We start from the raw sequence: 22,837 nt of genomic DNA, 5'->3' as shown, positions 1-22,837 counted from the left end.
GCCAAGCCCGCCGGTGAGAACCGGCGTCATCGTCTCTGGCACCCCGTCTCCCCGTTGCGGGCTCTCGCCCATCAAGCCCGAATGGGCACACCGGGTCTCGGACAGGTCGGGCGGGTTTCCCCGCCCTGCCCGCCCGCCTCCGCGGAGGCGGACGAATCTCGGGCCGCCGGCCGGGGCCGGCGGCGTCACATCAGGCCGTGAGGCTCGTCACGTCCACCTTGAGGCCAGGGCCCATGGAGGAGGACACGGCGACCTTCTTCACATAGGTGCCCTTGGCGCCCGTCGGGCGGGCGCGCTGGATGGCGTCCACGAAGGCCTTGGCGTTCTCGAGCAGCTTCTCGGACTCGAAGCTCGCCTTGCCGATGCCGGCGTGCACGATGCCCGCCTTCTCCGCGCGGAACTCCACCTGGCCGGCCTTGGCGGCCGTCACGGCACCCTTCACGTCCATGGTCACGGTGCCAAGCTTCGGGTTCGGCATCAGGCCGCGCGGGCCGAGAACCTTACCAAGGCGGCCCACCAGGCCCATCATGTCCGGGGTGGCGATGCAGCGGTCGAAGTCCATCGTGCCGCCCTGGACCGTCTCCATCAGGTCCTCGGCGCCCACGATGTCGGCGCCGGCAGCGCGCGCCTCGTCGGCCTTCGGGCCGCGGGCGAACACGGCCACGCGCACGGTCTTGCCCGTGCCGTTCGGCAGGCCCACCACGCCGCGAACCATCTGGTCGGCATGGCGCGGGTCGATACCGAGATTCATCGAGATCTCGATCGTCTCGTCGAACTTGGCGTTGGCGTTAGCCTTGGCCGTCGCGATGGCCTCGGCCAGCGCGTAGTTCTTCTCGAGGTCAGTGCCCTCGGCGATCTTGCGGAGACGCTTGCCCTGCTTGGCCATCGATCAGCCCTCCACCACGCTCATGCCCATGGCGCGGGCGGAGCCGGCCAGCATCCGAACCGCGGCCTCTTCGGTCTCGCAGTTCATGTCCTTCATCTTCACCTTGGCGATCTCGGCCAGCTGCGTCTTCGTCACGCGGCCGACAACGCCACCCTTGCCCGGGGTCTGGCTACCCTTCTCGATCTTCGCCGCCTTGAGCAGGAAGTAGGTGTTGGGCGGGGTCTTGGTGATGAAGGAGAAGGTGCGGTCCGAATAGGCGGTGATCACCACCGGCGTCGGGGTCCCGGGCTCCATGCCCTGGGTGGCCGCGTTGAATTCCTTCACGAACTGCATGATGTTCAGGCCGCGCTGACCCAGCGCCGGACCAACCGGCGGGGACGGATTCGCCTTGCCCGCGGGGATCTGCAGCTTGATGTAGCCGACGATCTTCTTCGCCATCTCTGGCACCTCTCTGATCAGAGGCCCGCGGTACCGGCGGCCCGCCCCACAAGTCGGGGCGATGGCCTCCCGCGTTCCTGAAAACGCGCGGCGGCCGGGCGGGGAACCCCCAGCCCGGCCGGCGCGGGGGCGGCTTATAGGGCGGGGTGAGCGGCGAGTCCAGAAATAGTTTCGCCCGGTCTGCGGGCCCGCCCCGCCGGCTCAGATCACGTCGCGGTTCACGTCCTTGTAGAGCAGGTACTCGCAGACCTCGTTCCCCGTCGCGTAGATCTGCTGCGGCACATAGGGGCCCATCCAGACGAAGTCGCCGGTCCAGATCTCGTGCCAGTCCCGCCCGAGGAGCTGCAGGGCCTGGCCCTGGAGCATGACCATCCCGTGCTCCATCACATGCGTCTCGATGCACCAGAAATGGGCGCCGGGCGCGTAGCACATGATGTTCATCTCGAAGTCCATGGGCATGTCGCGCAGCCCGATGAGGCAGTGCCGCCAGCGCGGCCCGCTCTCCTCCTTCAGCGCCGTGTCCCGATGGCCGACGATCACCTTCGGCGCCGGCACCCCGGCGGCGGGCTGGTAGGCCTTTCGGACCCAGATTGCCCGCGCCTCCCCTTCCCCGGAATTCCGCACGGCATAGGGAACGCCTTGCGGCACGTAGACATAGGCGCCGGTCTCCAGCGTATGGGCCACCCCCTCCACCGTCACCTTCAGCGCTCCGGCCTGGACGTAGAGGAAGGCCTGAACCCCGTCATCGACCACCCCGGCGCTGCCGGTGCCCGGCGGCAGGATCAGCATGGCCTGGGCGAAGCGCGCGCCCATCTGCCGGCTGGTCTGGAACCGCACGGTCACGCCCGGCCAGTTCGGCAACAGGCTGTCCATGATCCCCTCGGGCGGAAAGACGCAGTAGCTCGGCGTCAGCATCGTCCGGTTATGGCCGATGATGCCGGGCGGAGGGTTCGGGGTGGGGACGCGCATGGACCTGCCTTGAAGGGGATGAAGCCTGGGCACCACGGTGCCTCCGCCCCGTCAAGCAAGCATCCTGCCGGAATCGAAAGGGCCGCGCCGGATACCCGGCGCGGCCCTTCGGAAATCCTGGGGCGAGGCCCCGTGGATCAGGCCTTCTCGACCTGTCCGTACTCCAGCTCCACCGGCGTCGCGCGCCCGAAGATCGAGACCGAGACCTTCACCCGGCCCTTCTCCTCGTCCACTTCCTCCACCACGCCGTTGAAGCTGGTGAAGGGGCCGTCCGCCACGCGCACGTTCTCGCCGACCTCGAAGGTGATGGCGGGGCGGCGGGGCTTCTCCACGGTGTCCTGCACCTGCTGGAGCATCCGCATCGCCTCGCGCTCAGGGATCGGGCTGGGCTTGTTGCGGGCGCCGAGGAAGCCGGTGACCTTCGGCGTGTCCTTCACCAAGTGCCAGGCGTCGTCCGTCATCTCCATCTTCACCAGCACGTAGCCGGGGAAGAACTTGCGCTCGGCGTTCACCTTCTGCCCGCGGCGCACCTCGACCACCTCCTCGGAGGGGACGAGCACGTCCTCGATCCGGTCGGCTAGACCCTTCTGGGCGGCCTGTTCCTTGATCTGCTGGGCGATCTTCTTCTCGAAGCCCGAATAGACGTGGACCACGTACCACTTCTTGTCGGCCATGGCCGTGAACTCCCGATCTGAGGCGCCGCAGCCTCCGGCCGGGGCGTCCCCAGGCCTCCGGCGCGGCGCGGATGAACTGCCGTCAGGCAAATCCGAATAGCAGGCGCATTCCGAGCTGGATCAACCAGTCCGTCACCAGGAAGAACACGGCCGCCAGCGCCGAGAGGCCGAGCACCAGACCTGTGGTGATCAGCGTCTCCTTCCGGCTCGGCCACGTAACGCGGCCGATCTCCTGCCGGACGTCACGGAAGTACCCCACAGGGTTGAAACCGGCCACGTCAGGCCCCCTCCCGGGCGCGGGGCCCTCTGGTGAGGCCCAGGGACGGTCCGGCGCCATGCCGAAAATGGTCATGCGCGGCCCGCCCTGGCAGGGGCGGAGGGTCTCGAACCCCCAACCTCCGGTTTTGGAGACCGGCGCTCTAGCCAATTGAGCTACGCCCCTAAGGCGGGACCGCGCAGGGGGCGTGCCTTACGGCAACCTGCGCGGCCTGTCGAGAGGGTGTGGTCACGGAACGGCCAGGCGGTGTCCCGTGGCGCCCAGCGCGGAACCCCGGGCGGCGGCGTCACCGCGCCAGCCATGCCCTTCCGTCTCCTCCACCGTGATCGCCTCGACTCCCTGGGGCACGCTGTCCGGCGGATAGTTCACGGCCAGCAGGTGGAAGGTTCCGCGCGGCGCCACCGCCTCCAGCGCCGTCCGGAGCCTGAGGAGCGTGGTCGGGTCGTCGCTCTTGTACCGCTCCCGCACATAGAGGACCGGCCCCGCCGCCGCTGCCGCCCGCATCCGGGCCGCCACATTGGCGAATCGGCCGATCGCGCCGGGGATGTGCTCCTCCCAGCCCGGAAGGATCGGCTGGCCAACGCCGGAGGGGAAATCGTGCTGGTGCAGGATCCCCAGCCGCGTGTTCCGAATGGTCTGGATCACCCCCTTCTCGTCCAGCACGGGCTTGAGATGGGCGGGGTCGAAGACCTTCGCGGCGTCCATCCCCTCTTCCAGGCAGGTGATCAGGCCCGCCAGGGGCAGAATGAACCAGTCGAAGGGAAATTTCCCCGGCTCCCCGAAGTGCAGGCGCAGGTTATGGGTCGTTCGGCAGCGGGACCCGAGGGGGATGACGTGGCGGAATTCCATCCTCAGCGCGGAAGCCTCTCCATGTAGTCCTGGCACAGCACGCGCAGCACGGCCCGCTGGAAGGCGACGGGGTCGCGCAGGTCGATCCCGTACTGGCGCAGCGCCAGGAAAAGGTAGCGCCGGACAAGGCCGGGATCATGCGCCGCCTCCGCCGCCGAGAGCACGGCGGGCGCCCCCTCCGGCTCCGTCAGCTCCGTCGCCACCACCCGGTACTCGGCACGCCCGGCCGCGATCACCGGCCGCCCGTGCAGCAGCGCCTCGAACCCGACCCCGGAATTGACGGTGAGCACCGCCCGCGCCCGCGGGATCAGCGCATGGACCGAGGCGCGGCTGACGGAGATGGGCCCGGCCGGAAGCGCCTCCAGGAAGCGGGTCACCGCCGGGTCCGTGCAGTGCGGGTGGCGCTTGATCACCACGGGGATCCCCGCCCCGGCCAGGGCCGCGACCATCCGCCGCACCCCTTCCAGGTAGGGCGCCTCGAAAAGCTTCAGCGCGATCACCGAATCGTTCGGGAGCTGGAGCGGCAGGAAGACGAACCCCTCCCCCTCAACAGCGACCGAGGCGTCCTGCCGGTACTTGGACCGCCCCTCCGCCAGCCAGGGAAGGGTCCGTTCCGCGTGGAAGGCTTCGGCGGTGGCCGCGTCCACCGCCAGCAAGTCCCGCCGTTCCAGCCCCGCCAGCTCCGACCAGCCGGAATAGCCCAGCCTGTCGAAGGAGAGAGTGTGCGGCAGCGCGCCCGCCTTGTAGTGCCAGCGCCCCGCGGACTTGCCGTTGCTGTGCCAGGTCAGCCGCACCGGCGGCCTTTCCGCTCCATCGGCGGGCAGGGGTTCATGCGGGGAGTGCAGCAGCAGGGACGCATTGGCGGCCGCCAGCACATCCACCACGCCGTCCCGGAGGATCCGGTACTCCGGCGCCTCCACCCGGTGCGCCATGGTCCAGGTCGGGCGTGTCACGCCCTGCAGGATTCGGATGGCGGGCATGGGGTCGGCCACGCGCCAGGTCTCGCGCGCCATCTTGCGGACCAGTGGCCAGAAATCCGTCCGCCCCTTCCAGAAGACCGCCTCCAGCGCCGCCCCCTCGGGGATCGCCAGCGCGGACTCGTCGATCAGGGGCACGGCCCGCCTCAGCCTCGTGGGGGGTCCTGCACCACCAGGGTGCGGGCCAGCCGGTCGTGCCAGCACTGCCGGCGGGGATCCCAGAGCATCCAGAGATAGCCCAGGCCGAGCGGCAGGCCGGAGATGATGTAGCCGGCGTAGCGGGCCACCAGCCGCGGGAAGGGCGGCATGCCGCCGGTATCCGCGTCCACCACCCGCAGCCGCATGAGCATCTTTCCGGGGGTGGCCTGCCGCGTGGCCCAGAAATGCAGGATGATGAGGGCGGAGATGAGCTGGAGCAGCAGGTCCGCCCCCTGCGAAAGGTCACGCCCGCCGCGCAGCCCTTCCCCCAGGTTCACGAGGACGAAGCCCAAAACCAGCATCCAGGCTGCGTCGATCAGCTGCGCCGCGGTGCGCGACCAGAAATCCGCCAGCTCCACCCCGCGCCGTTCGGACATGCCGCCCTCCACCCCGCCCTTTCTCCGTGGCGGGGGATGGGTTGTCCAGCCCTTGCCGTCAGTCCCCTCGCCCGCCGCTCCGCCCGTCAGCCCACCGGCTCCGCTATCTCGAGCAGGGCGCGCCATGGCCCGGGCCGGGCGGCCAGCTCGGCGGGCGACCCCTGCTCCCGCACCTGCCCCTCCCCCACCACCACGATCCGGTCGAAGCCGCGCAGGGTGGAGAGGCGGTGCGCCACCGCGATCACCGTGCGCCCGCGCATCAGCCGTTCCAGCGCCGCCTGCACGGCCTCCTCCGATTCCGTGTCCAGGGCGGAGGTGGCCTCGTCCAGCAGCAGGATCGGCGCGTCCTTCAGCAGCGCCCGCGCGATCGCCAGCCGCTGCCTCTGCCCGCCGGAAAGCCGGGCGCCGCGCTGCCCCACCTCCGTCCGGAAGCCCTGTGGCAACGCCTCGATGAACTCCCGGCAGTGTGCGGCCTCGGCGGCACGCAGCACCTCGGCATCCGTGGCGTCCGGGCGGCCGTAGCGGATGTTCTCCAGCACGGAGCGCTGGAACAGCGACACGTCCTGCGGCACCACCGCCAGCACCGCCGCGAGGCTCGCCTGGGTCGCGCCGGCGATGTCCTGCCCGTCGATCAGAATGCGGCCAGAACCCGGCATCCCCAGCCGCTGCAGCAGCGCCAGCGCCGTGGACTTGCCGGAGCCGGAGCGCCCGACCAGCCCCACCCTTTCCCCCGCCGCGATGGAAAGGTCGAAGTGGCGCAGCACATGCCCGGTGCCAGGATAGGCGAAGGAGACGTCCTGGAAGGCCACCGCCCCGCCGCGCGGCCGGATCGGCGCCGCATCCTCCCGGTCCGCCAGGGCATGGGGCACCAGGAGCGCCTTCACGGCCTCGGAGAGGCGCGCGACGTGCTGGGTCAGTTCCACCAGCGCCACCGCCAGGTCCCGCGTGCCGTGCAGGATGACGAAGCCCAGGCCGCAGGCCATCACCACGTCGCCCGTGGTCGCCCGCCCGGCCTGCCAGAGCAGCAGCGCCCAGCAGAGCAGCCCCACCGTCAGCGCCACCGTCGCCACGGCATGGGCCAGCCGCAGCTTCTCCAGATAGCGCAGGCTGCGCTTGCGGGAGGCGACCTCCTGCCCGATTGTCGCACCGAAGCGCTGGCGTTCCCGGATCGTGGCGCCGAAGGCGCGGACGAGGCCGATGTTCTGGACCACGTCCACCAGCTCTCCATCCACGGCCGCCGCCTTGGCCGCGTAGTCATGGTGCAGGTCGCGCCCGCGCCCGGCCGCCCAGGTGAGCAGCGCGGCCATGCCCGCCGCGATCGTGAACAGCACCCCCGCCATCACGGCATCCACGCCCGCCAGGAACGCGATGGCGACGCAGACCGCGACCATTGGTGGCAGCGCGTTCCAGGTGATGGTGGAGAGCACCGTCCAGGCCGCATTCGCCGTGGCGCTGATCCGCCCGGCCATCAGCCCCGGGGAGCGTTCCGCGAAGTAGTCCGGTGCGTGGCCGGACAGGTGATGGAACAGGTCCGAGCGCAGGTCGCCCGTGACGCGGGTGAAGCTGTCCGCCGCGATCCATCCGCCCAGCCGCCACAGCAGGTTGTCGCCCGCCACGATGGTCGCCAGCACCCCCAGCGCCATCCAGGGCGCACCACCCGCGCCGGGGCCGGCCGCCAGCGTGTCCACCAGGTGCTTCACCGCGTATTGCGATCCCACGGAGCAGCCCACGGCCGCCAGCACGGCCAGAAGCACCACCGCATGTGCCACCCGGTGCAGCAGCACGTAGCGCAGCAGGAAGGCGATGGGCCGCTCGGCATAAGGCAGCAGGGCCATCCTCTCGTCCCGGGAATCCGATGCGCGGGCCTGGGATGGGCTCCCCTGCCGGGTGGTCCGGGATGCGCCGAAGACGGTTGCCGACATGCCAGCTCCTTCTCGCCCGCTCCCGGCGGGGCCGGGACGCGATCCTTCCGTGAGACGGTGCTCAACCTCCCCTCCCCGGCCATCGCACGCGGCCGGGCCGGCCCTTGGCGGACCCTGTGTCCGGTCAGAACGCCAGGGAGGACGGGGGTTTCTGGCGGGATCTGGACGCGCTTGCCCCTTTTCAGCCCCAATCCCTGCGTTCTCGGGAAAAAGAGACAAAAGTTAAGCCCGGGGAGGCGTCCCTTGCAGGAGAAGCCGTGATGCGTATTGCCCAGGTTGCGCCGCTGCACGAGGCGGTCCCCCCGAAGCTCTACGGCGGGACGGAGCGGATCGTGTCCTTCCTGACGGAGGCGCTGGTGGAGCGGGGCCACGAGGTAACGCTCTTCGCCACCGGTGACGCCGTGACGAAGGCGAACCTCGTCCCCATCCGGGACAAGGCGCTTCGGCTGGACCCCACCGTGCGCGACTGCTGCGCCCCGCACATGCTGATGCTGGAGACGGTGGCGCGCCGGGCAGCGGAGTTCGACGTCATCCACTTCCACCTGGACTACCTGCCCTTCTCCCTCTTCAGCCGGCAGTCCGTGCCCTGGGTGACCACGCTGCATGGCCGCCTGGACCTGCCGGAGCTGGAGCCGGTCTTCGATGCCTTCCCCGAGGCGCGGGTGGTCTCCATCTCCGACGCCCAGCGCCGCCCCCTGCCCCGCGCCAACTGGGCCGCGACCATCCATCACGGCCTGCCGCAGGACCTCCTGACGCCGCAGGGGAGCCCATCCGGCAACGGGTCCGACGGCTACCTCGCCTTCCTCGGCCGCGTCTGCCCGGAGAAACGGCCGGATCGCGCCATCAGGATCGCCTCCCTCTCCGGCGTGCCGCTGAAGATGGCCGCGAAGGTGGACAAGGTGGATGCCGACTACTTCGCGAAGGAGATCCAGCCCCTGCTCGGCGGCGCGGAGGTCGATTTCATTGGCGAGATCTGTGACGGCAGGAAGTCCGACTTCCTCTCCGGCGCCCGCGCCCTGCTGCTGCCGATCGACTGGCCGGAGCCCTTCGGCCTGGTGATGATCGAGGCCATGGCCTGCGGCACCCCCGTGATCGCCTACCCGGCCGGCTCCGTGCCGGAGGTGGTGGAGGATGGCCTGACCGGCTTCATCGTCCACAACGAGGAGGAGGCCGCCGCGGCGGTTGCCCGATTGGGCGAGTTGGACCGGTCGAAGATCCGCGCGCGCTTCGAGGAGCGCTTCACCGCCAACCGCATGGCGGCGGATTACGAGGCCCTGTTCGAGCGGATGCGGACCGAGACCCGCCCGCGCATCCGGCTGGCGGCGGGGGACTAGCGCAGCGGCTGGACGGGCGGCAGCGTCAACTGCCCCTCCAGCGCCCGGCCCATTGCCTCCTCCAACCCCCAGAGGGCGAGGGTGAAGCGCCGGTGTCGCGCGGCCAGCGGGTCGTCCGCCGGCGGCTCCCCAATGGCGGCTGGGTCCATCTCAGTGACGCTGTCGCGGTCCATGTAGTCCCAGCTCGAGTCGTTGGCAGGAGCGCGATAGGTGATGGTGGGCCGACGCAGCAGCCAGGACGAGATCATGGCCCCGGCCCCCCTCGTGGTCACTGCCAGGCCGCAGCCGGCGAGGACCGGCACCTTCTCCAGCGCCGACGCGCCGAAGATCCGGAACTGCGCCGCAAGAGGGACCTCCAGCCCCTCGGTGATCGCGGCGATCAGGCCCTCGATCCGCCCCATCACCTCCCTGTCGTGGGCCGTGGGCGGACCGGAAACGGTCCAGCCGTCCCACACCACCTCCAACTCCCGCCCGGAGGCCGCGCAGGCAGAACCCAGCCGGCCGAGAACGTAGCGGAACGCCTCCACCGCATTCACCACGCGCTGCCGCTCCGCATCGAGGGAGATCATCACGCGGAAGCGCCCGGGTGGCGTCGCCGGCGCGGCCTCGATGAAGGCTTGCAGCCGCCTGCGGAGCCAGGCGCCGTTCTGTGGCCTGTTGAAGCGATACACGCGGTGTGCGTCCAGCCCCGCGACGAGAACCGCCTCCGTCAGCCGCTCGCTGTGGACGCTCAGCCGGTCCAACGGCGCCAGACTGGGAAAGACCGCGAAGGGATCCATCGCGCAAAGGTCCGGCGCCACGGCGATCATGCCGCCCTTTTCCGCGAAGCCGAGGATCGCGCCCTCCTCCTCGTCCAGGTAGGCAAGGGTCTGACGGATGTAATGGCTCGGGCGGTTGTCGCCGATCAGGAAGGCGCGCCGCAGCCCCTTCCGCAACGCGCGGCGCAGCCACTCGGCCCATGGCAGGGGCGCCTTGAGGAAGGCTTCCAGCACGCTCCGCAGCGTGCCCCGCATGTTCAGCCCGAACCCCGTGAGGACGAGGAACAATCGCTCCGCCGGGTAGAAAAGGCCGACGGGCATGTAGCCGATCCCGATATGCAGAATCAGGCGGTCCCCATCCAGGCAAGGCATGAGCTGCAGGTGCTGGATGGGCACGCTGCCGAGGATCTGCGCGTCCCGCCCGGAGAGCGGGGACGGGATGCTCCGCCCCTCTCCATGCGCCAGGAAGGCGGCGTTCAATGCCTTGTAGTGGGCCACCCAGACACGGTGGCCGTAGGCGGCCTCTATCCTGCCGTGGAGCGCCTCGTCCCGGCCGTGCCGCCCGTTTCCCGGGCCGAGCGCACCGAAGAGGTCTACGACCTCGCAGCTCTCCGCGAGCGTCGCCGGTTCGTAGGCGGGGTCGCGCTCGCGCCCGGGGTAGCGAAAGTGGCGCATGTCGAGCCCGCAGAAGGCCGCCATGTCGCGCGCGGCCTGCCGGGCGGCGTCGTGGAGCGCTCCCTGCGAGAGCGGCACGCCGGGAAGGATGGGAAAGGGGGGGTGCTCCACCATGCTTCCAACTTGGCAGCGGGCGCGAAAACGAGAAAGGGCGGGCTGCCCCTCGGCAGCCCGCCCCCTCGCTCCGGCGCCTCGCGGCGACGGGTTACTTCTGAATGCTGGCGACGACGCCAGCGCCGACGGTGCGGCCGCCCTCGCGGATGGCGAAGCGCAGGCCCTGGTCCATGGCGATCGGGGCGATGAGTTCCACGTCCATGGCCACGTTGTCGCCCGGCATCACCATCTCCACGCCTTCCGGCAGCTTCACCACGCCCGTCACGTCGGTCGTGCGGAAGTAGAACTGCGGCCGGTAGTTCGTGAAGAACGGCGTGTGGCGACCGCCCTCCTCCTTCGTCAGGATGTAGGCCTCGGCCTTGAACTGCGTGTGCGGCGTGATCGCGCCGGGCTTGGACAGAACCTGCCCGCGCTCCACGTCCTCGCGCTTGGTGCCGCGCAGCAGCGCGCCGATGTTGTCGCCGGCCATCCCGCTGTCCAGCAGCTTCCGGAACATCTCGACGCCGGTCACCGTCGTCTTCACGGTGTCCTTCAGGCCGACGATCTCGACTTCCTCGCCCACCTTGACGATGCCGCGCTCCACGCGGCCGGTCACCACCGTGCCGCGGCCGGAGATCGAGAACACGTCCTCGACTGGCATCAGGAAGGGCAGGTCAACCGCGCGCTCGGGCTGCGGGATGTAGGCGTCGACCGCCTCCATCAGCTTCAGGATCGCCTGCTCGCCGATCTCGGGGGACTTGTCCTCCAGCGCCATCAGCGCGGAGCCCTGGATGATCGGGATGTCGTCGCCCGGGAACTGGTAGGAGGAGAGCAGCTCGCGCACCTCCATCTCGACCAGCTCCAGCAGGTCGGGGTCGGCCATGTCGACCTTGTTCAGGAACACCACCAGCGCGGGCACGCCGACCTGGCGGGCCAGCAGGATGTGCTCGCGGGTCTGCGGCATCGGGCCGTCGGCGGCCGACACCACGAGGATCGCGCCGTCCATCTGCGCCGCGCCCGTGATCATGTTCTTCACGTAGTCGGCGTGGCCGGGGCAGTCCACATGCGCGTAGTGCCGGTTGGCCGTCTCGTACTCGACATGGGCCGTCGAGATCGTGATGCCGCGCGCGCGCTCCTCCGGGGCCTTGTCGATCTGGTCGTAGGCCGTGAAGGACGCGCCGCCCGTCTTCGCCAGGACCTTCGTGATCGCCGCCGTCAGAGACGTCTTGCCATGATCAACATGGCCGATCGTCCCGATGTTGCAGTGCGGCTTGTTCCGCTCGAACTTCGCCTTCGCCATTCGCGTCGCGTCCTATCCTGTCCAGGGGCCGTGAGACCCCTGCCTGCGGGTGCAGGCGGTGTGATGATCGCTAGGTGGTGATCGGGGCGGCGCTTTTCAGGCCTTCGGGAAGGCCGGGCCGCCATGCAGCGCGGTTGGAGCGGGTGACGGGAATCGAACCCGCATAGCCAGCTTGGAAGGCTGGAACTCTACCATTGAGTTACACCCGCCGACCGGACCCGCCAGTCCTTGATAGGCGGCCCGGGATGGACCGCCGCGCGCGCACCGCACCAGCAGGGGGATGGGACACATGGAGGGGGTTGGATTCGAACCAACGTAGGCGCGAGCCAACGGATTTACAGTCCGTCCCCTTTAGCCACTCGGGCACCCCTCCACAGGGTGTCCCCTACCCTGACGGGCGGGAGCCGGGGGACTATCCGAGATGGGGCAGACCTGTCAACGCATGTGGATCATGCCCGGCGTGTTCAAGCTTACCTTGCGGCGGGCGCCGCGATTTGCAGGATGCCGCCATGTCACCGCCCCGCAGGCCTCAAGGCCCCCGTTCGTCCAATCCCACCGGCGGCCCCGGCACGGGCAAGCCAAGCCGTCCCCGCGCCTTCGACAGCAAGCGGGGCTGGAAGGGCGGCGAGCCGCCAGCTGGCCCCGGGGAAAGAGCCCCCGGCAAGCCGCCCGTCGCCCCGAGACAGGCCCGCCCCGGCCCTCGCACCGATTCTGCCAGGCACGAGGCCGCGCGCTTCGAGTCCGGCCCGCCGCGCCGCGACCCCGCTTCCCCGCCCCGCGGCCGCCCCGAGGCGCCCCGCCTTGAGCGGCGCGAGGAGGATCGCCCCCCCGCCAACACCCTGTGGCTGCACGGGCTGCACGCGGTGGCCGCCGCGCTGGTGAACCCCCGCCGACGCCTGCGCCGCCTGCTGGTGACCGCCGATGCCGAGGCCGCGCTGAAGGAGCGCCTGCCGGAGGGAACCTTCGCCGCCCGCAAGATCCAGCCGGAGCGGGTGGAGGACCGGGCCAGGTTTCATACCTTCCTGCCCGAGGACTCGGTGCACCAGGGTGTCGCCCTCCTGGCCGAGCCCCTGCCGGGCATCGGGCTGGACGACGCGCTGAAGGCCTCGGACGGCCCGGTGCTGTTGCTGGACCAGGTGACGGACCCCCGCAACGTGGGCGCCATCCTCCGCTCCGCCGCCGCCTTCGGCGCCGCCGCGGTGGTGGTTCAGGACCGCCATGCCCCGCCGGAAACTGGCGCCCTGGCCCGCGCCGCCTCCGGCGCGCTGGAGCTCGTGCCGATGGTGCGGGAGGTGAACCTCGCCCGCGCCATCCGGCACCTGCAGGATGGTGGCGCCTGGGTCCTGGGCCTGGCCGGGGATGCCGGCCGGACGCTGGCGGAGGCGAAGCCCACCGATCGTCGCGTGGGCCTCGTGCTGGGTGCCGAGGGCGGCGGGCTGCGGCGCCTGCAGCGCGAGACCTGCGACGAGCTGGTGCGCCTGCCGATCACCGATGCGATGGAGAGCCTCAACGTGGCATCGGCTGCCGCCGTCGCGCTCTACGAGTTGCGCCGGGCTTGATTACTCGGCGTTAACCAGGGCCGGCGCAGACTGGCCCCAGCACCCGAGAGGGGCGGTACCGTGCCAGGAGGGCTTTCCGGAGGAGGAAACCCTTCATGCAGCCCAACTCCCGCCGCCTCGGGGAGGCTCCGCCCGTCCCGAGCGCCTGGCACGACCTGCCGGACGACCTTCAGCTCACCCTTTCGCGTGAGGCCCTGCGGCGCGCGGCGGAAACACTGGCCGAGCACGCGGAACTCCTGGCCGCGGAGATGGATGGCGGCACCCTCCTGGACCAGGGCGGTCCGGAGGCGCTCCGCCTCTTCGCGGCCGTGGTGCGGGCGACGAACCGGGACGGATTTGCGACCGTCGGGAATGCCTGAACTAGGCCCAGAGGCCGGCCCGACCCAGGCGGCACGCCAGCCCTCTGCGCGACGCATACATGACGGACTGGACATGCTGCGGTGCAGCATCCACCTTGAGCGCAGGGATAGGGAGGAACAGACAAAAGGATCTGTCCCATGCTGATCGTCTCCGCCCTCGCTCTCGCCGGCCTCGTGGCCGCGCAGATTGTTGCCCGCGTCTCGCTCGGGCATTTCGAGGAGCTTCGCCGCCTGCCGCGCATCCCGCACGAGGCCTGAACCCTCCCACGCCCGGGATATTCCCGGGTGTCAGGGGCAGCGGTGAAGAGAAGGGGTGGTGCCGGGTGAGGGGATCGAACCCCCGACCTTCGGTTTACAAAACCGCTGCACTACCGCTGTGCTAACCCGGCCCGTGCCCGGATGTCCCGGCTTACGGGACCGCACGGTCGCAACGTCGCCCTGCCATGCCGGCCTACCGGGCCGGCCTGGTGCGGGGACGCCACTCCACCAACACTTTAGCCCGGGGTCACGGACGCGTCATCCCCGCGCGTGGCCGTAGCCGCGCCGGCGGTTCGGAATCCTGCTGTAACCGGCCGCTGTCCACCCTATGTTCCCGGGCAATGGATATCCTGCCGCCCGTCCTCTTCCAGCCGATCCGCCGCCCCGCCCCGGCGGGCGGCAAGCCGTTGAAGGTTGTCTCCCCCTATGAACCGGCGGGCGACCAGCCCACGGCCATTGCGGATCTCGTGGAAGGGCTGCGCGCGCGCGGCGACCGCGACCAGGTGCTGCTCGGCGTCACCGGCTCCGGCAAGACCTTCACCATGGCGAAGGTGATCGAGGCGGTGCAGCGCCCGACGCTGATCCTGGCGCCGAACAAGACCCTGGCGGCCCAGCTCTACGGGGAGATGAAGTCCTTCTTTCCGGAGAACGCGGTGGAGTACTTCGTCTCCTACTACGACTACTACCAGCCCGAAGCCTACGTCCCTCGGACCGATACCTATATCGAGAAGGACGCCCAGATTAACGAGCAGATCGACCGCATGCGCCACTCGGCCACGCAGTCGCTGCTCGAGCGGCGGGACGTGGTGATCGTCGCCTCCGTCTCCTGCATCTACGGCATCGGCTCGGTCGAGACCTACGGCAACATGACCGTGAAGCTGGAGGTTGGCGGCAAGATCGACCGCGACGTGCTGGTGAAGGCGCTGGTGGAGCTGCAGTACCGCCGCAACGACACTGCCTTCCAGCGCGGCACCTTCCGCCTGCGCGGCGAGACGGTGGATGTGTGGCCCTCCCACCTTGAGGACCGCGCCTGGCGCATCTCCCTGTTCGGAGATGAGATCGACGGCCTGCGCGAGTTCGACCCGCTGACGGGCGAGGTGGCCGGCGAGATGGAGCGCATCGCGATCTACGCGAACAGCCACTACGTCACACCGCGCCCGACGCTGATCCAGGCCATCCGCGACATCAAGGCCGAGTTGAAGGAAACGCTCGCCCGCCTCCAATCCGAGGGCAAGCTGCTGGAGGCCCAGCGGCTGGAGCAGCGCACCACCTTTGACATCGAGATGATGGAGACGACCGGCGCCTGCAAAGGCATCGAGAACTACTCCCGCTACCTCTCCGGCCGCGGCCCCGGCCAGCCGCCGCCGACGCTGTTCGAGTACCTGCCGGAAGGCGCCCTACTGATCGTGGACGAGAGCCACGTCACCATCGGCCAGATCGGCGGCATGGCGCGCGGCGACTTCGCACGGAAATCCGTGCTCGCTGATTTCGGCTTCCGCCTGCCCTCCTGCATGGACAACCGCCCCCTCCGCTTCGAGGAGTGGGAGCAGTTCCGGCCGGACACCCTCTTCGTCTCCGCCACCCCCGGTGCCTGGGAAATGGAGCGCACCGGCGGCACCTTCGCCGAGCAGGTCATCCGCCCCACCGGCCTCATCGACCCGCCCGTGGAGATCCGCCCCGTGGAGGGCCAAGTGGACGACCTGCTGGCCGAGTGCCGCGACGTGATTGCCAAGGGCGGCCGCGTGCTGGCCACCACGCTGACGAAGCGCATGGCCGAGGACCTGACGGAGTACATGACGGAGACGGGCATCAAGGTCCGCTACCTCCACTCCGACGTGGACACGCTGGAGCGGATCGAGATCATCCGCGACCTGCGCCGCGGCGTCTTCGACGTGCTGGTGGGAATCAACCTGCTACGCGAGGGACTGGACATCCCGGAGTGCCGCCTCGTCGCGATCCTGGACGCGGACAAGGAAGGCTTCCTCCGCTCCACCACCTCCCTCATCCAGACCATCGGCCGCGCCGCGCGCAACGCGGAGGGCCGGGTGATCCTCTACGCCGACCGCATGACGGACAGCATGCGCCGTGCGATCGAGGAGACGGATCGCCGCCGCGCCAAGCAGGTGGCCTACAACACGGAGCACGGCATCACCCCGCAGACCATCCGCCGTGACATCGCGGACGTGCTGCAATCCGTCTACGAGCAGGACTACGTCACGGTGGAGGCGGTGGAGGACGACGCCTCCGCCCACTTCATCGGCCACAACCTGCGCGCCAGCATCGCGGAGCTGGAGCGCCGGATGCGGGCCGCGGCTGCCGACCTGGAGTTCGAGACCGCCGCCCGCCTGCGCGACGAGATCAAGCGGCTGGAGAACCTGGAATTGGGCCTCGACGCCCCCCCTCCCTCCGGCCATGAGGCGCGCGCCAAGGCGGACTGGAAGCCCAAGCCGCTGGGCCCGGGCGGTGGCGGCTACGACCCGGACAAGCGCTCCACCCGCACGGCGTCGCGCGGGGCGCCGCGCCGGAAGAAGGCCGGGTAACCCGGCCTCTTCCCTTACAACGCGTCCATATCGGAGTCCTGCTGCGTCCAGCGGGCCTGCCGCCCCGTAGCGCGGCAGGTCTTGGCGAGAAGCGGGGCCGCGGAACGATGGGCCGGTCCCGTCGACCACGGATTGGACGGCCATGAAAGCACTCTTCCTGCACTCCTCCGCGGCCCTGCTCGGGGTGGCGCTCCTCGCCGGCTGCGCCGACGGAATGCAGTCGATGCCGATGGCGGGCGGCGCGATGGCTGGCCCAATGGCCGGCAGCGTGGAGGTGGGCGGCGCGCCGATGCTGCCCAGCCGCGACATCGTGGACAATGCGGTGAACTCGCGCGACCACACCACGCTGGTCTCCGCCGTCCAGGCCGCCGGGCTGGTTCAGACCCTGAAGGGCCCAGGCCCCTTCACCGTCTTCGCGCCCACCAACGCCGCCTTCTCCGCCCTGCCGCCGAACACGGTGCCCACCCTGCTACGCCCCGAGAACAAGGCGATGCTGACGGGCGTGCTCACCTACCACGTCGTGCCCGGCCGGCTGGATTTCATGAGACTGGCGGAGCGGATCCGGGCGGGCGGCGGCACGGCCAGCCTCACCACGGTCAACGGCCAGACCCTGACCGCGATGATGAACGGCCCGCATAACATTGTCCTGAAGGATGCGGCGGGGACTGTGGCGGGGATCGGCACCTACGACGTGATCCAGTCCAACGGCGTGATCCACGTCATCGACCGCGTGCTCATGCCGCGCTGAGGTGGCCCGTCACGGCCGGGGATCCCTCCCCGGCCGCGCAGCGCGCCTGATGCGCCCGGCCGCGTGCCGCTGTAACCTTCGTGAATGGGCGAGACGAATCCGGGAATGGACGATGCGGGGACCATCCTCGCCGTCGCGGCAGGGGAGGCCGGCGCGCTGCGCCGCCTCTATGAGGCCCAGGCCTCCCGCCTTTTCGGCATCGCCATGGCGATCCTGCGGGACCGGGACGCGGCGGCGGACGCGCTGCACGACGCGATGCTGAAGGTCGCCTCCCGCGCCGCCCAGTTCGATCCCCTTCGCGGGGAGGCAGGGCCCTGGCTTGGCGGCATCGTCCGCCACGCCGCGCTGGACCTCGCCCGTGCCCGCGGCCGGGAACTGCCGACGGACGATCCGAATCTCGGCGATGCCGCCATCGCACCGGACGCGCTGGAGCGGATCGCGGAGGCCCAGCAGTCCGGCCGCCTGCGCGAGTGCCTTGCGGCGCTGGAGGCCCGCAACCGGGAGGGCATCGTGCTCGCTTTCGTCCACGGGCTCTCCCATGCCCAGATCGCGGCGCGGCTGGACGAGCCGCTGGGCACGGTGAAGGCCTGGATCCGCCGGGGCCTCGCACGGCTGAAGGGGTGCCTCGCGTGATCCCCTCCGACCCCGAGATGCTGGACGCCCTGGCCGCCGAGTACGTGCTGGGCACCCTCGATGCGCGGGAGGCGGAGACGGTGCGCCGCGCCCTGCCCGTGGATGCCGCGCTGCGCGATGCCGTGGATGCCTGGGAGGCACGGCTCGGGTCCCTCACGGCGCTGGCGCCGCCCGTCGCACCGCCGCCGGCCCTCTGGGACCGGATCGAGGCCTCGGTCGCCGGCCGCCCGGCCGCGCCCGTGGTGCCGCTCCGCACCGGCCGGCTCTGGAAGGCCTGGGCCACCGGCGCCACGGCCATCGCCGCCGGTCTGGCCGCCCTGCTCGTCCTGCGCCCGGCCGAGCCGCCGCGAATGACCACCGTCCTCCTCAGCAGCCGCGATCAGCCGGCCTGGCTGGTGGAGACCGAGGGCGGCGGGCTGCGGCTGGCCAGCCTCACGCCGCGCCCGCTGGAGCCGGGCCGGGTGCAGCAGCTCTGGGCCCTGGCGCCCGGTGCCACCGCGCCCGTCTCGCTGGGCATCATCCCGGCCGAGGGGCGCGCAACCGTGGCACCAGGGGTGATCCGGCCGGAGCCGGGGATGCTGATCGAGATCAGCGTCGAGCCGCCCGGCGGCTCCCCCACGGGGCGCCCAACCGGGCCGGTGATCTTCATCGGCCGCCTCGCGCCCGCGGCCGGCACCTAGGGCGTCTGGCGGACGATCCTAGTAAGTCGTCCCCGTGGGCGCGTTCGGCGTTACCAGCCCGCCGCCCTCATAGGCGCGAAGGCTGGGATCGTCGGAGACGGCCATCACCCCGGCCCCGTAACCGCCCGAGCCGTAGCCGCCGGAGGAGGACCCCGCCGCCTCCGCCCAGACCCCGTCCATCGCCACGGGGGTGCCGAGACTCGGCACCACCCGCGCCAGGTAGTTCACCGTCTCATCCGGCAGGATCATCGCGCCGGAGAGCACGCCCTCCACCCGCAGCGGCCCCGCATTATAGGCGGCCACGAAGCCCGGCGCGCCGAAGCGGTCCGACATCTCCCGGATATAGGCGGCGCCGGCCATGATGTTGTCGCGCGGGTCGTAGGGGTCGTCCCCCAGCCCGTTCAGGTCCCGCAGGCGCTCATAGGTGCGGGGCATTACCTGCATCAGGCCCATGGCGCCCACCGGCGAGGTGATGGGCAGCCCGTCGGAGCCATTGATGCGCCCGCCCGTCTCCTGCCGCATGATCGCGCGGATCCAGCCGTCGGAAATGCCGAAGCGGTTCGCGGCTTCCCGGATATGCGGACCCCAGGGATCGCCCGAGGGTCCGGGGACGCGATAGCGGCGCCTTGCGGCCGCGGCCCGATAGGCCCGGGCCGCGGCCCGGCTGGCCGCGCGGTCATCGGTGGACGGCGCGGCGGAGGCTGTGTCGTAGCCAGCCTCCGGCGCATAGGCCTGCGGAGACGGTGCTGGCGTGCCGGCGCAAGCGGCGAGCAGGCCGAGGCCGAGGAGCGGGGCGAAGGAGCAGAACCGGACCATGGCTCCTATCCTGCCCCATCCCGCACCGATCCGCGGCCACGCCCTGCGATCCCGCGGCCGGTTGTGGCGGCCGGGCAACAGCCCCCTACCCGTCCAGCCGGACATCCGCGTTGCGTGCCACCTCCCGCCATTTCGCGATCTCCGCACGGACGAAGCCGTTCGCCTCCGCCACCGTCTGCGGCGCCGGCGCCCCGCCGAGCTGCACCACCCGTGCGGCGAAGGCCGGATCGCGCAGCAGAGCCGTGACATCGGCGTTCACGCGGTTCACCACCGCCTCCGGCGTGCCCACCGGCACGGCAATCCCGGCCCAGCCGATCGCCTCGTAGCCCGGGATCGCCTCGGCGATGGCGGGCACCTCCGGCAGCTGCGGCGCGCGCGCGGCGGAGGTGACGCCGAGCGCCTTGATCCGGCCGCCGCGGATGTGCGGCAGGGCGCTCGCCACGCTGTCGAACATCATGGGGATGTTGCCGGCCAGCAGGTCCGCCATGGCCGGCCCGCTGCCGCGATAGGGAACATGCGTCAGCTTCACCCCGGCCTTGGAGCAGAACAGCTCCGCCGACATGTGCTGGGAGGTGCCGGGCCCGCCGCTGCCGTAGGAGATGCCGCCCGGATCCGCCTTCGCCGCCGCGATCAGCCCGGCCATGTCGTTCGGCGCGAAGGAGGGGTGTGCTACGATCATCAGCGGCACGGTGAACATCAGCGTGACGTAGTTGAAGTCCTTCTCCGCGTCATAGGGCAGGTTGCGGATCACGCTGGGGTTGATCCCGTTCGTCCCGCTGGTGGAGGCCACCAGGGTGTAGCCGTCCGGCGCCGCCCGCGCCCCGGCTTCCGTCCCCACCACCCCCGCGCCACCGGCCCGGTTCTCCACGACCACGCGCTGCGGCCACCTGGCGGAGAGCGCCTCGGCCAGCACGCGCCCGATCGTGTCGGTCGCCTGCCCCGGCGGGAAGGGGATCAGCAGCCGCACCGGCCGCGCGGGCCAGGCGTCCTGGGCGGAGGCGCTGCGCAGGGCCGGCAGGGCCAGGGCCGCACCCAGCAGGCTGCGGCGGACGATCTGGACGGACATGGCGGGCCTCCCCTTCGGTTCAACCCGGCCCATAGGCCCAGCCAGCAGGCCTGAGCAAGCAGTGCCACCTGCATGGCCGATTCACGCAACATGATTACCCAAAACGCACCCTCTGCGGAACTTTCCCCTCAGCCGCCCTTCGGCGCGCCCGTTCCGCTTCCGCGCTGAAACCCGCCCGGCCCCGGCCGCCTTTCAATCGCATTGCGGGATGGGAAAGACACATGTTCGGGCGGGCCTGGCGCCTCATCAAGGACGCCGTTCTCGGCTTCGTGGACCACGAGGCGATGACGCGGGGCGCGGCGATCGCCTGCTACACCCTCTTCTCCATCGCGCCCCTGCTGGTCCTCGCGGTCGCCATCGCCGGCTTCTTCTTCGGACGGGACGCGGTGAGCGAGGCCGTCTCCGCCCAGCTCACCGGCCTTGTCGGGGAGGAGGGCGGGAAGGCCATCGTGGAGGTGATGAAGGGCAGCCAGGAGAGTTCCAGCGGCAAGGGCGTCGCCGCCCTGGTCGGCTTCGGTATTCTCTTCGTTACGGCCTCCGGCGTCTTCGCGGAACTGCAAGGGGCGCTGAACGTCATCTGGCAGGCCGAGGCGAAGCCCGTCTCCGTCGGCGCGCTGGTGAAGGCGCGCGCCCTCTCCGTCGGGCTGGTGGGGGCCACGGGGTTCCTGCTGCTCGTCTCCCTCATGGTCAGCGCGCTGCTCTCGGCCTTCGGGTCCTGGATCACGGGCTTCGTACCGGCGCTGGAGATCCTGCTGAAGGCCGTGAATTTCGTCGTCGGCGTCGGCCTCACCGCCCTGCTCTTCGGCGCCATCTACAAGATCCTGCCGGACCGGCACCTCGCCTGGCGGGACGTGGCGGTGGGCGCGGTCATCACCGCCTTCCTCTTCAGCATCGGGAAGACCGTGATCGGCTGGTACATCGGCGGCAGCGGCATGACGCGGAGCTACGGCGCGGCGGGCGCGCTGATCGTGGTTCTGGTCTGGGTCTACTACTCCGCCCAGGTCTTCCTGCTGGGTGCCGAGTTCACCCGCGCCTGGGCCGCGCGGGAGGGCGCCTGGAAGGGCCGGATGCCCGCGCGCGGCGCCTCGGCTCCGATCGGGGCGGACGCGCCCTAGCCGGCCCCTACCCCCCGCCCCCGGCAGACCACGCGAACATCAGCTCGTGCTTGTTGTGCGCCCCGTGGAACAGCGCCCCGCCAGGGATGGCGGCGAAGGCGGCCGCCGTCTCATGGTCCGTCTGCGCCTGGAACTTGATGGTGACGACGATGTTCCTCGCCGCCCCCGCCTCCATCCAGCGGCGCACCAGCCCGAGCAGGCGCGCGGGGTAGCAGATCACGTCGCTGAACAGCCAGTCCACGGGGAAGGGCTCCAGCCCGAAGGCGCTCTCCCGGCGCACGGTCACCTCGGGCATGGCGGCCACGCGCGGATCCATCTCCGCCTTGTCCACCGCGGTCACCTTGGCCCCAAGCTGCGCCAGCGCCCAGCTCCAGCCGCCGGGCACGGCGCCGAGGTCCAGGCAGTGCTCGCCCGGCTGCGGCCAGCGGCCGATCCGGACCAGGGCTTCCCACAGCTTCAGGTAGGCGCGGCTCGGCGGCCCTTCCCGGTCCTCCACGAAGGCGGGGGCACCGTTGACGAAGGGGCTGCTCTTGGTCGGGCTCGCCAGCATTCGGTCCGGCGCCAGCAGCGTCCAGCCGCCGAGATGGGAGGAGGGCGGCAGGGCCGGAAAGACGATCGGCTTCGGCCGCAGCACCGGCAGGGCATCGCGGATCAGCGCGGCCCGGCGGTGGTGCGCCACGTCCAGCAGGGCCCAGTTGCGCTGGATCGCCCGCATCGCGTCGGCGGCCGCCTTGATAGAGGGCACGGGCAACTCACGCGGATCGTTCCAGACATCCAGCGCCCAGGGCGTGACGTTCGGCCCTTCCGGCACGGGATCGGGCGAGAGCGCGAGCGGACCGTGCCAGCCATCGATCCGGCGCCCTGCACGGCGCAGGTCCTCGGTCAGTTCCGGCTCGAAGCCTTCGGCCGCGAGGTAGGCGGAGCGGATCATGCCCGCTGGAACAGCGCGGCCACGGCCAGCAGCAGCCAGCCCAGCATCAGCAGCATTCCACCTGTCGGCGCCACCGGCCCGAGGCTGCGGCCCGTGGTGGCGACGTACCAGACGGCACCGCAGAACAGGATCATCCCCGCCAGGAAAGCCAGTCCCGCGCCGTTGATCGCCCAGCCGCCCCAGCGTTCCGCCAGGATGCCGGCGGCGATCAGCGCCAGGGCGTGCCAGCCCTGCTGGGTCAGAGCGTTGTCGATCATCCGCGTGCGGGCGGGGTCCAGCGCCAGCCCGTGCGCCGCATAAGCGGAGAGGCCGACGGCGAGCAGCCCGGCCAGGGCGCCGGCCGCGATGAAGAGACGTGACATGCCCCAGGATTAGCAGAACCCGCTGCCCGAAGGGAGGCACGCC

The 22,837-nt window shown here is 70.8% G+C and carries 23 protein-coding genes and 4 tRNA genes; 8 read left to right on the top strand and 19 right to left on the bottom strand.

All coding sequences use genetic code 11. From position 1 onward, the window contains the following. Nucleotides 1-190: 190 nt before the first annotated feature. The 10 genes from rplA to J5Y10_RS16320 all read right to left on the bottom strand — a co-directional run bounded on the left by rplA (nt 191) and on the right by J5Y10_RS16320 (nt 7,480). The gene (gene rplA / locus J5Y10_RS16365) at nt 191-886 is read right to left on the bottom strand and encodes a 50S ribosomal protein L1 (RefSeq protein WP_209375112.1); all 696 of its coding nucleotides are present in this window, start codon (nt 884-886) and stop codon (nt 191-193) included. Between the two features lie 3 nt (nt 887-889). Then, complete coding sequence (rplK, locus tag J5Y10_RS16360; protein WP_209375111.1) at nt 890-1,324, bottom strand: 50S ribosomal protein L11; 435 nt, start codon at nt 1,322-1,324, stop codon at nt 890-892. Nucleotides 1,325-1,525: 201 nt separating this feature from the next. Beyond that, nucleotides 1,526-2,293: a (S)-ureidoglycine aminohydrolase gene (gene allE, locus J5Y10_RS16355; protein WP_209375110.1), complete on the bottom strand. Its 768-nt coding sequence runs from the start codon at nt 2,291-2,293 to the stop codon at nt 1,526-1,528. A 137-nt stretch (nt 2,294-2,430) separates the two neighbouring features. Further along, the gene (gene nusG / locus J5Y10_RS16350) at nt 2,431-2,967 is read right to left on the bottom strand and encodes a transcription termination/antitermination protein NusG (protein ID WP_209375109.1); all 537 of its coding nucleotides are present in this window, start codon (nt 2,965-2,967) and stop codon (nt 2,431-2,433) included. A gap of 82 nt (nt 2,968-3,049) precedes the next feature. Then, nucleotides 3,050-3,244: a preprotein translocase subunit SecE gene (gene secE / locus J5Y10_RS16345; RefSeq protein ID WP_209375108.1), complete on the bottom strand. Its 195-nt coding sequence runs from the start codon at nt 3,242-3,244 to the stop codon at nt 3,050-3,052. Nucleotides 3,245-3,332: 88 nt separating this feature from the next. After that, nucleotides 3,333-3,409: transfer RNA gene (locus J5Y10_RS16340), tRNA-Trp, on the bottom strand. A 63-nt stretch (nt 3,410-3,472) separates the two neighbouring features. Beyond that, on the bottom strand, nt 3,473-4,093 hold the full coding sequence (locus J5Y10_RS16335) for a DUF1796 family putative cysteine peptidase (protein ID WP_209375107.1): 621 nt from the start codon (nt 4,091-4,093) through the stop codon (nt 3,473-3,475). A gap of 2 nt (nt 4,094-4,095) precedes the next feature. Continuing rightward, entirely contained in the window at nt 4,096-5,208 is a 1,113-nt protein-coding gene (locus J5Y10_RS16330) for a capsular polysaccharide export protein, LipB/KpsS family (protein WP_209375106.1), read from the bottom strand. A gap of 8 nt (nt 5,209-5,216) precedes the next feature. Beyond that, nucleotides 5,217-5,645 carry an RDD family protein gene (locus tag J5Y10_RS16325; RefSeq protein ID WP_209375105.1) on the bottom strand — a complete coding sequence of 143 codons (429 nt, stop codon included), beginning with the start codon at nt 5,643-5,645 and terminating at the stop codon, nt 5,217-5,219. Nucleotides 5,646-5,731: 86 nt separating this feature from the next. Then, a complete protein-coding gene (locus tag J5Y10_RS16320) occupies nt 5,732-7,480 on the bottom strand; it encodes an ABC transporter ATP-binding protein (RefSeq protein WP_245214794.1) in 1,749 nt (582 codons plus the stop codon). A 347-nt stretch (nt 7,481-7,827) separates the two neighbouring features. On the opposite strand from J5Y10_RS16320, the gene J5Y10_RS16315 reads away from it, so the two are divergent. Then, a complete protein-coding gene (locus tag J5Y10_RS16315) occupies nt 7,828-8,901 on the top strand; it encodes a glycosyltransferase family 4 protein (protein ID WP_209375103.1) in 1,074 nt (357 codons plus the stop codon). Here the strand turns inward: J5Y10_RS16315 and J5Y10_RS16310 are convergent. The 4 genes from J5Y10_RS16310 to J5Y10_RS16295 all read right to left on the bottom strand — a co-directional run bounded on the left by J5Y10_RS16310 (nt 8,898) and on the right by J5Y10_RS16295 (nt 12,100). Next, a complete protein-coding gene (locus tag J5Y10_RS16310) occupies nt 8,898-10,448 on the bottom strand; it encodes a hypothetical protein (protein ID WP_209375102.1) in 1,551 nt (516 codons plus the stop codon). The two genes, J5Y10_RS16315 and J5Y10_RS16310, sit on opposite strands and share 4 nt — an antisense overlap. 91 nt (nt 10,449-10,539) lie before the next feature. After that, nucleotides 10,540-11,727 (bottom strand): elongation factor Tu, encoded by a 1,188-nt coding sequence (tuf, locus tag J5Y10_RS16305; protein WP_209375101.1) that lies wholly within the window; start codon nt 11,725-11,727, stop codon nt 10,540-10,542. A gap of 135 nt (nt 11,728-11,862) precedes the next feature. Next, nucleotides 11,863-11,936, bottom strand: a tRNA-Gly gene (locus J5Y10_RS16300). An 81-nt stretch (nt 11,937-12,017) separates the two neighbouring features. Further along, nucleotides 12,018-12,100, bottom strand: a tRNA-Tyr gene (locus J5Y10_RS16295). Between the two features lie 136 nt (nt 12,101-12,236). Here J5Y10_RS16295 and J5Y10_RS16290 point away from each other — a divergent pair. Then, complete coding sequence (locus J5Y10_RS16290) at nt 12,237-13,286, top strand: 23S rRNA (guanosine(2251)-2'-O)-methyltransferase RlmB (protein WP_209375100.1); 1,050 nt, start codon at nt 12,237-12,239, stop codon at nt 13,284-13,286. Nucleotides 13,287-13,381: 95 nt separating this feature from the next. Continuing rightward, entirely contained in the window at nt 13,382-13,645 is a 264-nt protein-coding gene (locus J5Y10_RS16285; RefSeq protein WP_209375099.1) for a hypothetical protein, read from the top strand. Nucleotides 13,646-13,959: 314 nt separating this feature from the next. Here the strand turns inward: J5Y10_RS16285 and J5Y10_RS16280 are convergent. Then, nucleotides 13,960-14,034, bottom strand: a tRNA-Thr gene (locus J5Y10_RS16280). Nucleotides 14,035-14,244: 210 nt separating this feature from the next. Between J5Y10_RS16280 and uvrB the strand changes: the two genes are divergently transcribed. The 4 genes from uvrB (at nt 14,245) to J5Y10_RS16260 (ending at nt 18,504) form a co-directional block, all read left to right on the top strand. Beyond that, nucleotides 14,245-16,443 (top strand): excinuclease ABC subunit UvrB, encoded by a 2,199-nt coding sequence (gene uvrB / locus J5Y10_RS16275; protein ID WP_209375098.1) that lies wholly within the window; start codon nt 14,245-14,247, stop codon nt 16,441-16,443. A gap of 142 nt (nt 16,444-16,585) precedes the next feature. Next, complete coding sequence (locus J5Y10_RS16270) at nt 16,586-17,191, top strand: fasciclin domain-containing protein (RefSeq protein WP_408901586.1); 606 nt, start codon at nt 16,586-16,588, stop codon at nt 17,189-17,191. A 105-nt stretch (nt 17,192-17,296) separates the two neighbouring features. Continuing rightward, the gene (locus J5Y10_RS16265; RefSeq protein WP_245214792.1) at nt 17,297-17,824 is read left to right on the top strand and encodes a sigma-70 family RNA polymerase sigma factor; all 528 of its coding nucleotides are present in this window, start codon (nt 17,297-17,299) and stop codon (nt 17,822-17,824) included. Beyond that, nucleotides 17,821-18,504: an anti-sigma factor gene (locus J5Y10_RS16260; protein ID WP_209375096.1), complete on the top strand. Its 684-nt coding sequence runs from the start codon at nt 17,821-17,823 to the stop codon at nt 18,502-18,504. The genes J5Y10_RS16265 and J5Y10_RS16260 overlap by 4 nt, the downstream gene beginning before the upstream one ends. Before the next feature lie 18 nt (nt 18,505-18,522). Here the strand turns inward: J5Y10_RS16260 and J5Y10_RS16255 are convergent, their stop codons facing one another. Both J5Y10_RS16255 and J5Y10_RS16250 read right to left on the bottom strand, forming a co-directional pair. Continuing rightward, complete coding sequence (locus tag J5Y10_RS16255; protein ID WP_209375095.1) at nt 18,523-19,320, bottom strand: lytic transglycosylase domain-containing protein; 798 nt, start codon at nt 19,318-19,320, stop codon at nt 18,523-18,525. Between the two features lie 85 nt (nt 19,321-19,405). Beyond that, on the bottom strand, nt 19,406-20,386 hold the full coding sequence (locus J5Y10_RS16250) for a Bug family tripartite tricarboxylate transporter substrate binding protein (RefSeq protein WP_209375094.1): 981 nt from the start codon (nt 20,384-20,386) through the stop codon (nt 19,406-19,408). A gap of 221 nt (nt 20,387-20,607) precedes the next feature. Here J5Y10_RS16250 and J5Y10_RS16245 point away from each other — a divergent pair, with 221 nt between their 5' ends. After that, a complete protein-coding gene (locus tag J5Y10_RS16245) occupies nt 20,608-21,501 on the top strand; it encodes a YihY/virulence factor BrkB family protein (protein ID WP_209375093.1) in 894 nt (297 codons plus the stop codon). A gap of 7 nt (nt 21,502-21,508) precedes the next feature. Here J5Y10_RS16245 and J5Y10_RS16240 read toward each other — a convergent pair whose 3' ends face one another. Further along, a complete protein-coding gene (locus tag J5Y10_RS16240) occupies nt 21,509-22,432 on the bottom strand; it encodes an SAM-dependent methyltransferase (RefSeq protein WP_209375092.1) in 924 nt (307 codons plus the stop codon). After that, nucleotides 22,429-22,794 carry a DUF423 domain-containing protein gene (locus J5Y10_RS16235; protein WP_209375091.1) on the bottom strand — a complete coding sequence of 122 codons (366 nt, stop codon included), beginning with the start codon at nt 22,792-22,794 and terminating at the stop codon, nt 22,429-22,431. The genes J5Y10_RS16240 and J5Y10_RS16235 overlap by 4 nt, the downstream gene beginning before the upstream one ends. Between the last annotated feature and the right edge of the window lie 43 nt (nt 22,795-22,837).

Source organism: Roseomonas indoligenes (genome assembly GCF_017813365.1).
Classification (GTDB): Bacteria; Pseudomonadota; Alphaproteobacteria; order Acetobacterales; family Acetobacteraceae; genus Roseomonas; species Roseomonas indoligenes.
Note: the sequence above shows the minus strand (reverse complement) of the source record. Positions and strands in the feature narration are given on the sequence as shown.

Bases quoted from the DNA above. Each gene is read 5' to 3' on its own strand.
- rplA (WP_209375112.1), bottom strand. From the start codon at position 886: ATGGCCAAGCAGGGCAAGCGTCTCCGCAAGATCGCCGAGGGCACTGAC.
- rplK (WP_209375111.1), bottom strand. From the start codon at position 1,324: ATGGCGAAGAAGATCGTCGGCTACATCAAGCTGCAGATCCCCGCGGGC.
- allE (WP_209375110.1), bottom strand. From the start codon at position 2,293: ATGCGCGTCCCCACCCCGAACCCTCCGCCCGGCATCATCGGCCATAAC.
- nusG (WP_209375109.1), bottom strand. From the start codon at position 2,967: ATGGCCGACAAGAAGTGGTACGTGGTCCACGTCTATTCGGGCTTCGAG.
- J5Y10_RS16335 (WP_209375107.1), bottom strand. From the start codon at position 4,093: ATGGAATTCCGCCACGTCATCCCCCTCGGGTCCCGCTGCCGAACGACC.
- J5Y10_RS16325 (WP_209375105.1), bottom strand. From the start codon at position 5,645: ATGTCCGAACGGCGCGGGGTGGAGCTGGCGGATTTCTGGTCGCGCACC.
- J5Y10_RS16320 (WP_245214794.1), bottom strand. From the start codon at position 7,480: ATGGCCCTGCTGCCTTATGCCGAGCGGCCCATCGCCTTCCTGCTGCGC.
- J5Y10_RS16315 (WP_209375103.1), top strand. From the start codon at position 7,828: ATGCGTATTGCCCAGGTTGCGCCGCTGCACGAGGCGGTCCCCCCGAAG.
- J5Y10_RS16310 (WP_209375102.1), bottom strand. From the start codon at position 10,448: ATGGTGGAGCACCCCCCCTTTCCCATCCTTCCCGGCGTGCCGCTCTCG.
- tuf (WP_209375101.1), bottom strand. From the start codon at position 11,727: ATGGCGAAGGCGAAGTTCGAGCGGAACAAGCCGCACTGCAACATCGGG.
- J5Y10_RS16290 (WP_209375100.1), top strand. From the start codon at position 12,237: ATGTCACCGCCCCGCAGGCCTCAAGGCCCCCGTTCGTCCAATCCCACC.
- J5Y10_RS16285 (WP_209375099.1), top strand. From the start codon at position 13,382: ATGCAGCCCAACTCCCGCCGCCTCGGGGAGGCTCCGCCCGTCCCGAGC.
- uvrB (WP_209375098.1), top strand. From the start codon at position 14,245: ATGGATATCCTGCCGCCCGTCCTCTTCCAGCCGATCCGCCGCCCCGCC.
- J5Y10_RS16270 (WP_408901586.1), top strand. From the start codon at position 16,586: ATGAAAGCACTCTTCCTGCACTCCTCCGCGGCCCTGCTCGGGGTGGCG.
- J5Y10_RS16265 (WP_245214792.1), top strand. From the start codon at position 17,297: ATGGACGATGCGGGGACCATCCTCGCCGTCGCGGCAGGGGAGGCCGGC.
- J5Y10_RS16255 (WP_209375095.1), bottom strand. From the start codon at position 19,320: ATGGTCCGGTTCTGCTCCTTCGCCCCGCTCCTCGGCCTCGGCCTGCTC.
- J5Y10_RS16250 (WP_209375094.1), bottom strand. From the start codon at position 20,386: ATGTCCGTCCAGATCGTCCGCCGCAGCCTGCTGGGTGCGGCCCTGGCC.
- J5Y10_RS16245 (WP_209375093.1), top strand. From the start codon at position 20,608: ATGTTCGGGCGGGCCTGGCGCCTCATCAAGGACGCCGTTCTCGGCTTC.
- J5Y10_RS16240 (WP_209375092.1), bottom strand. From the start codon at position 22,432: ATGATCCGCTCCGCCTACCTCGCGGCCGAAGGCTTCGAGCCGGAACTG.
- J5Y10_RS16235 (WP_209375091.1), bottom strand. From the start codon at position 22,794: ATGTCACGTCTCTTCATCGCGGCCGGCGCCCTGGCCGGGCTGCTCGCC.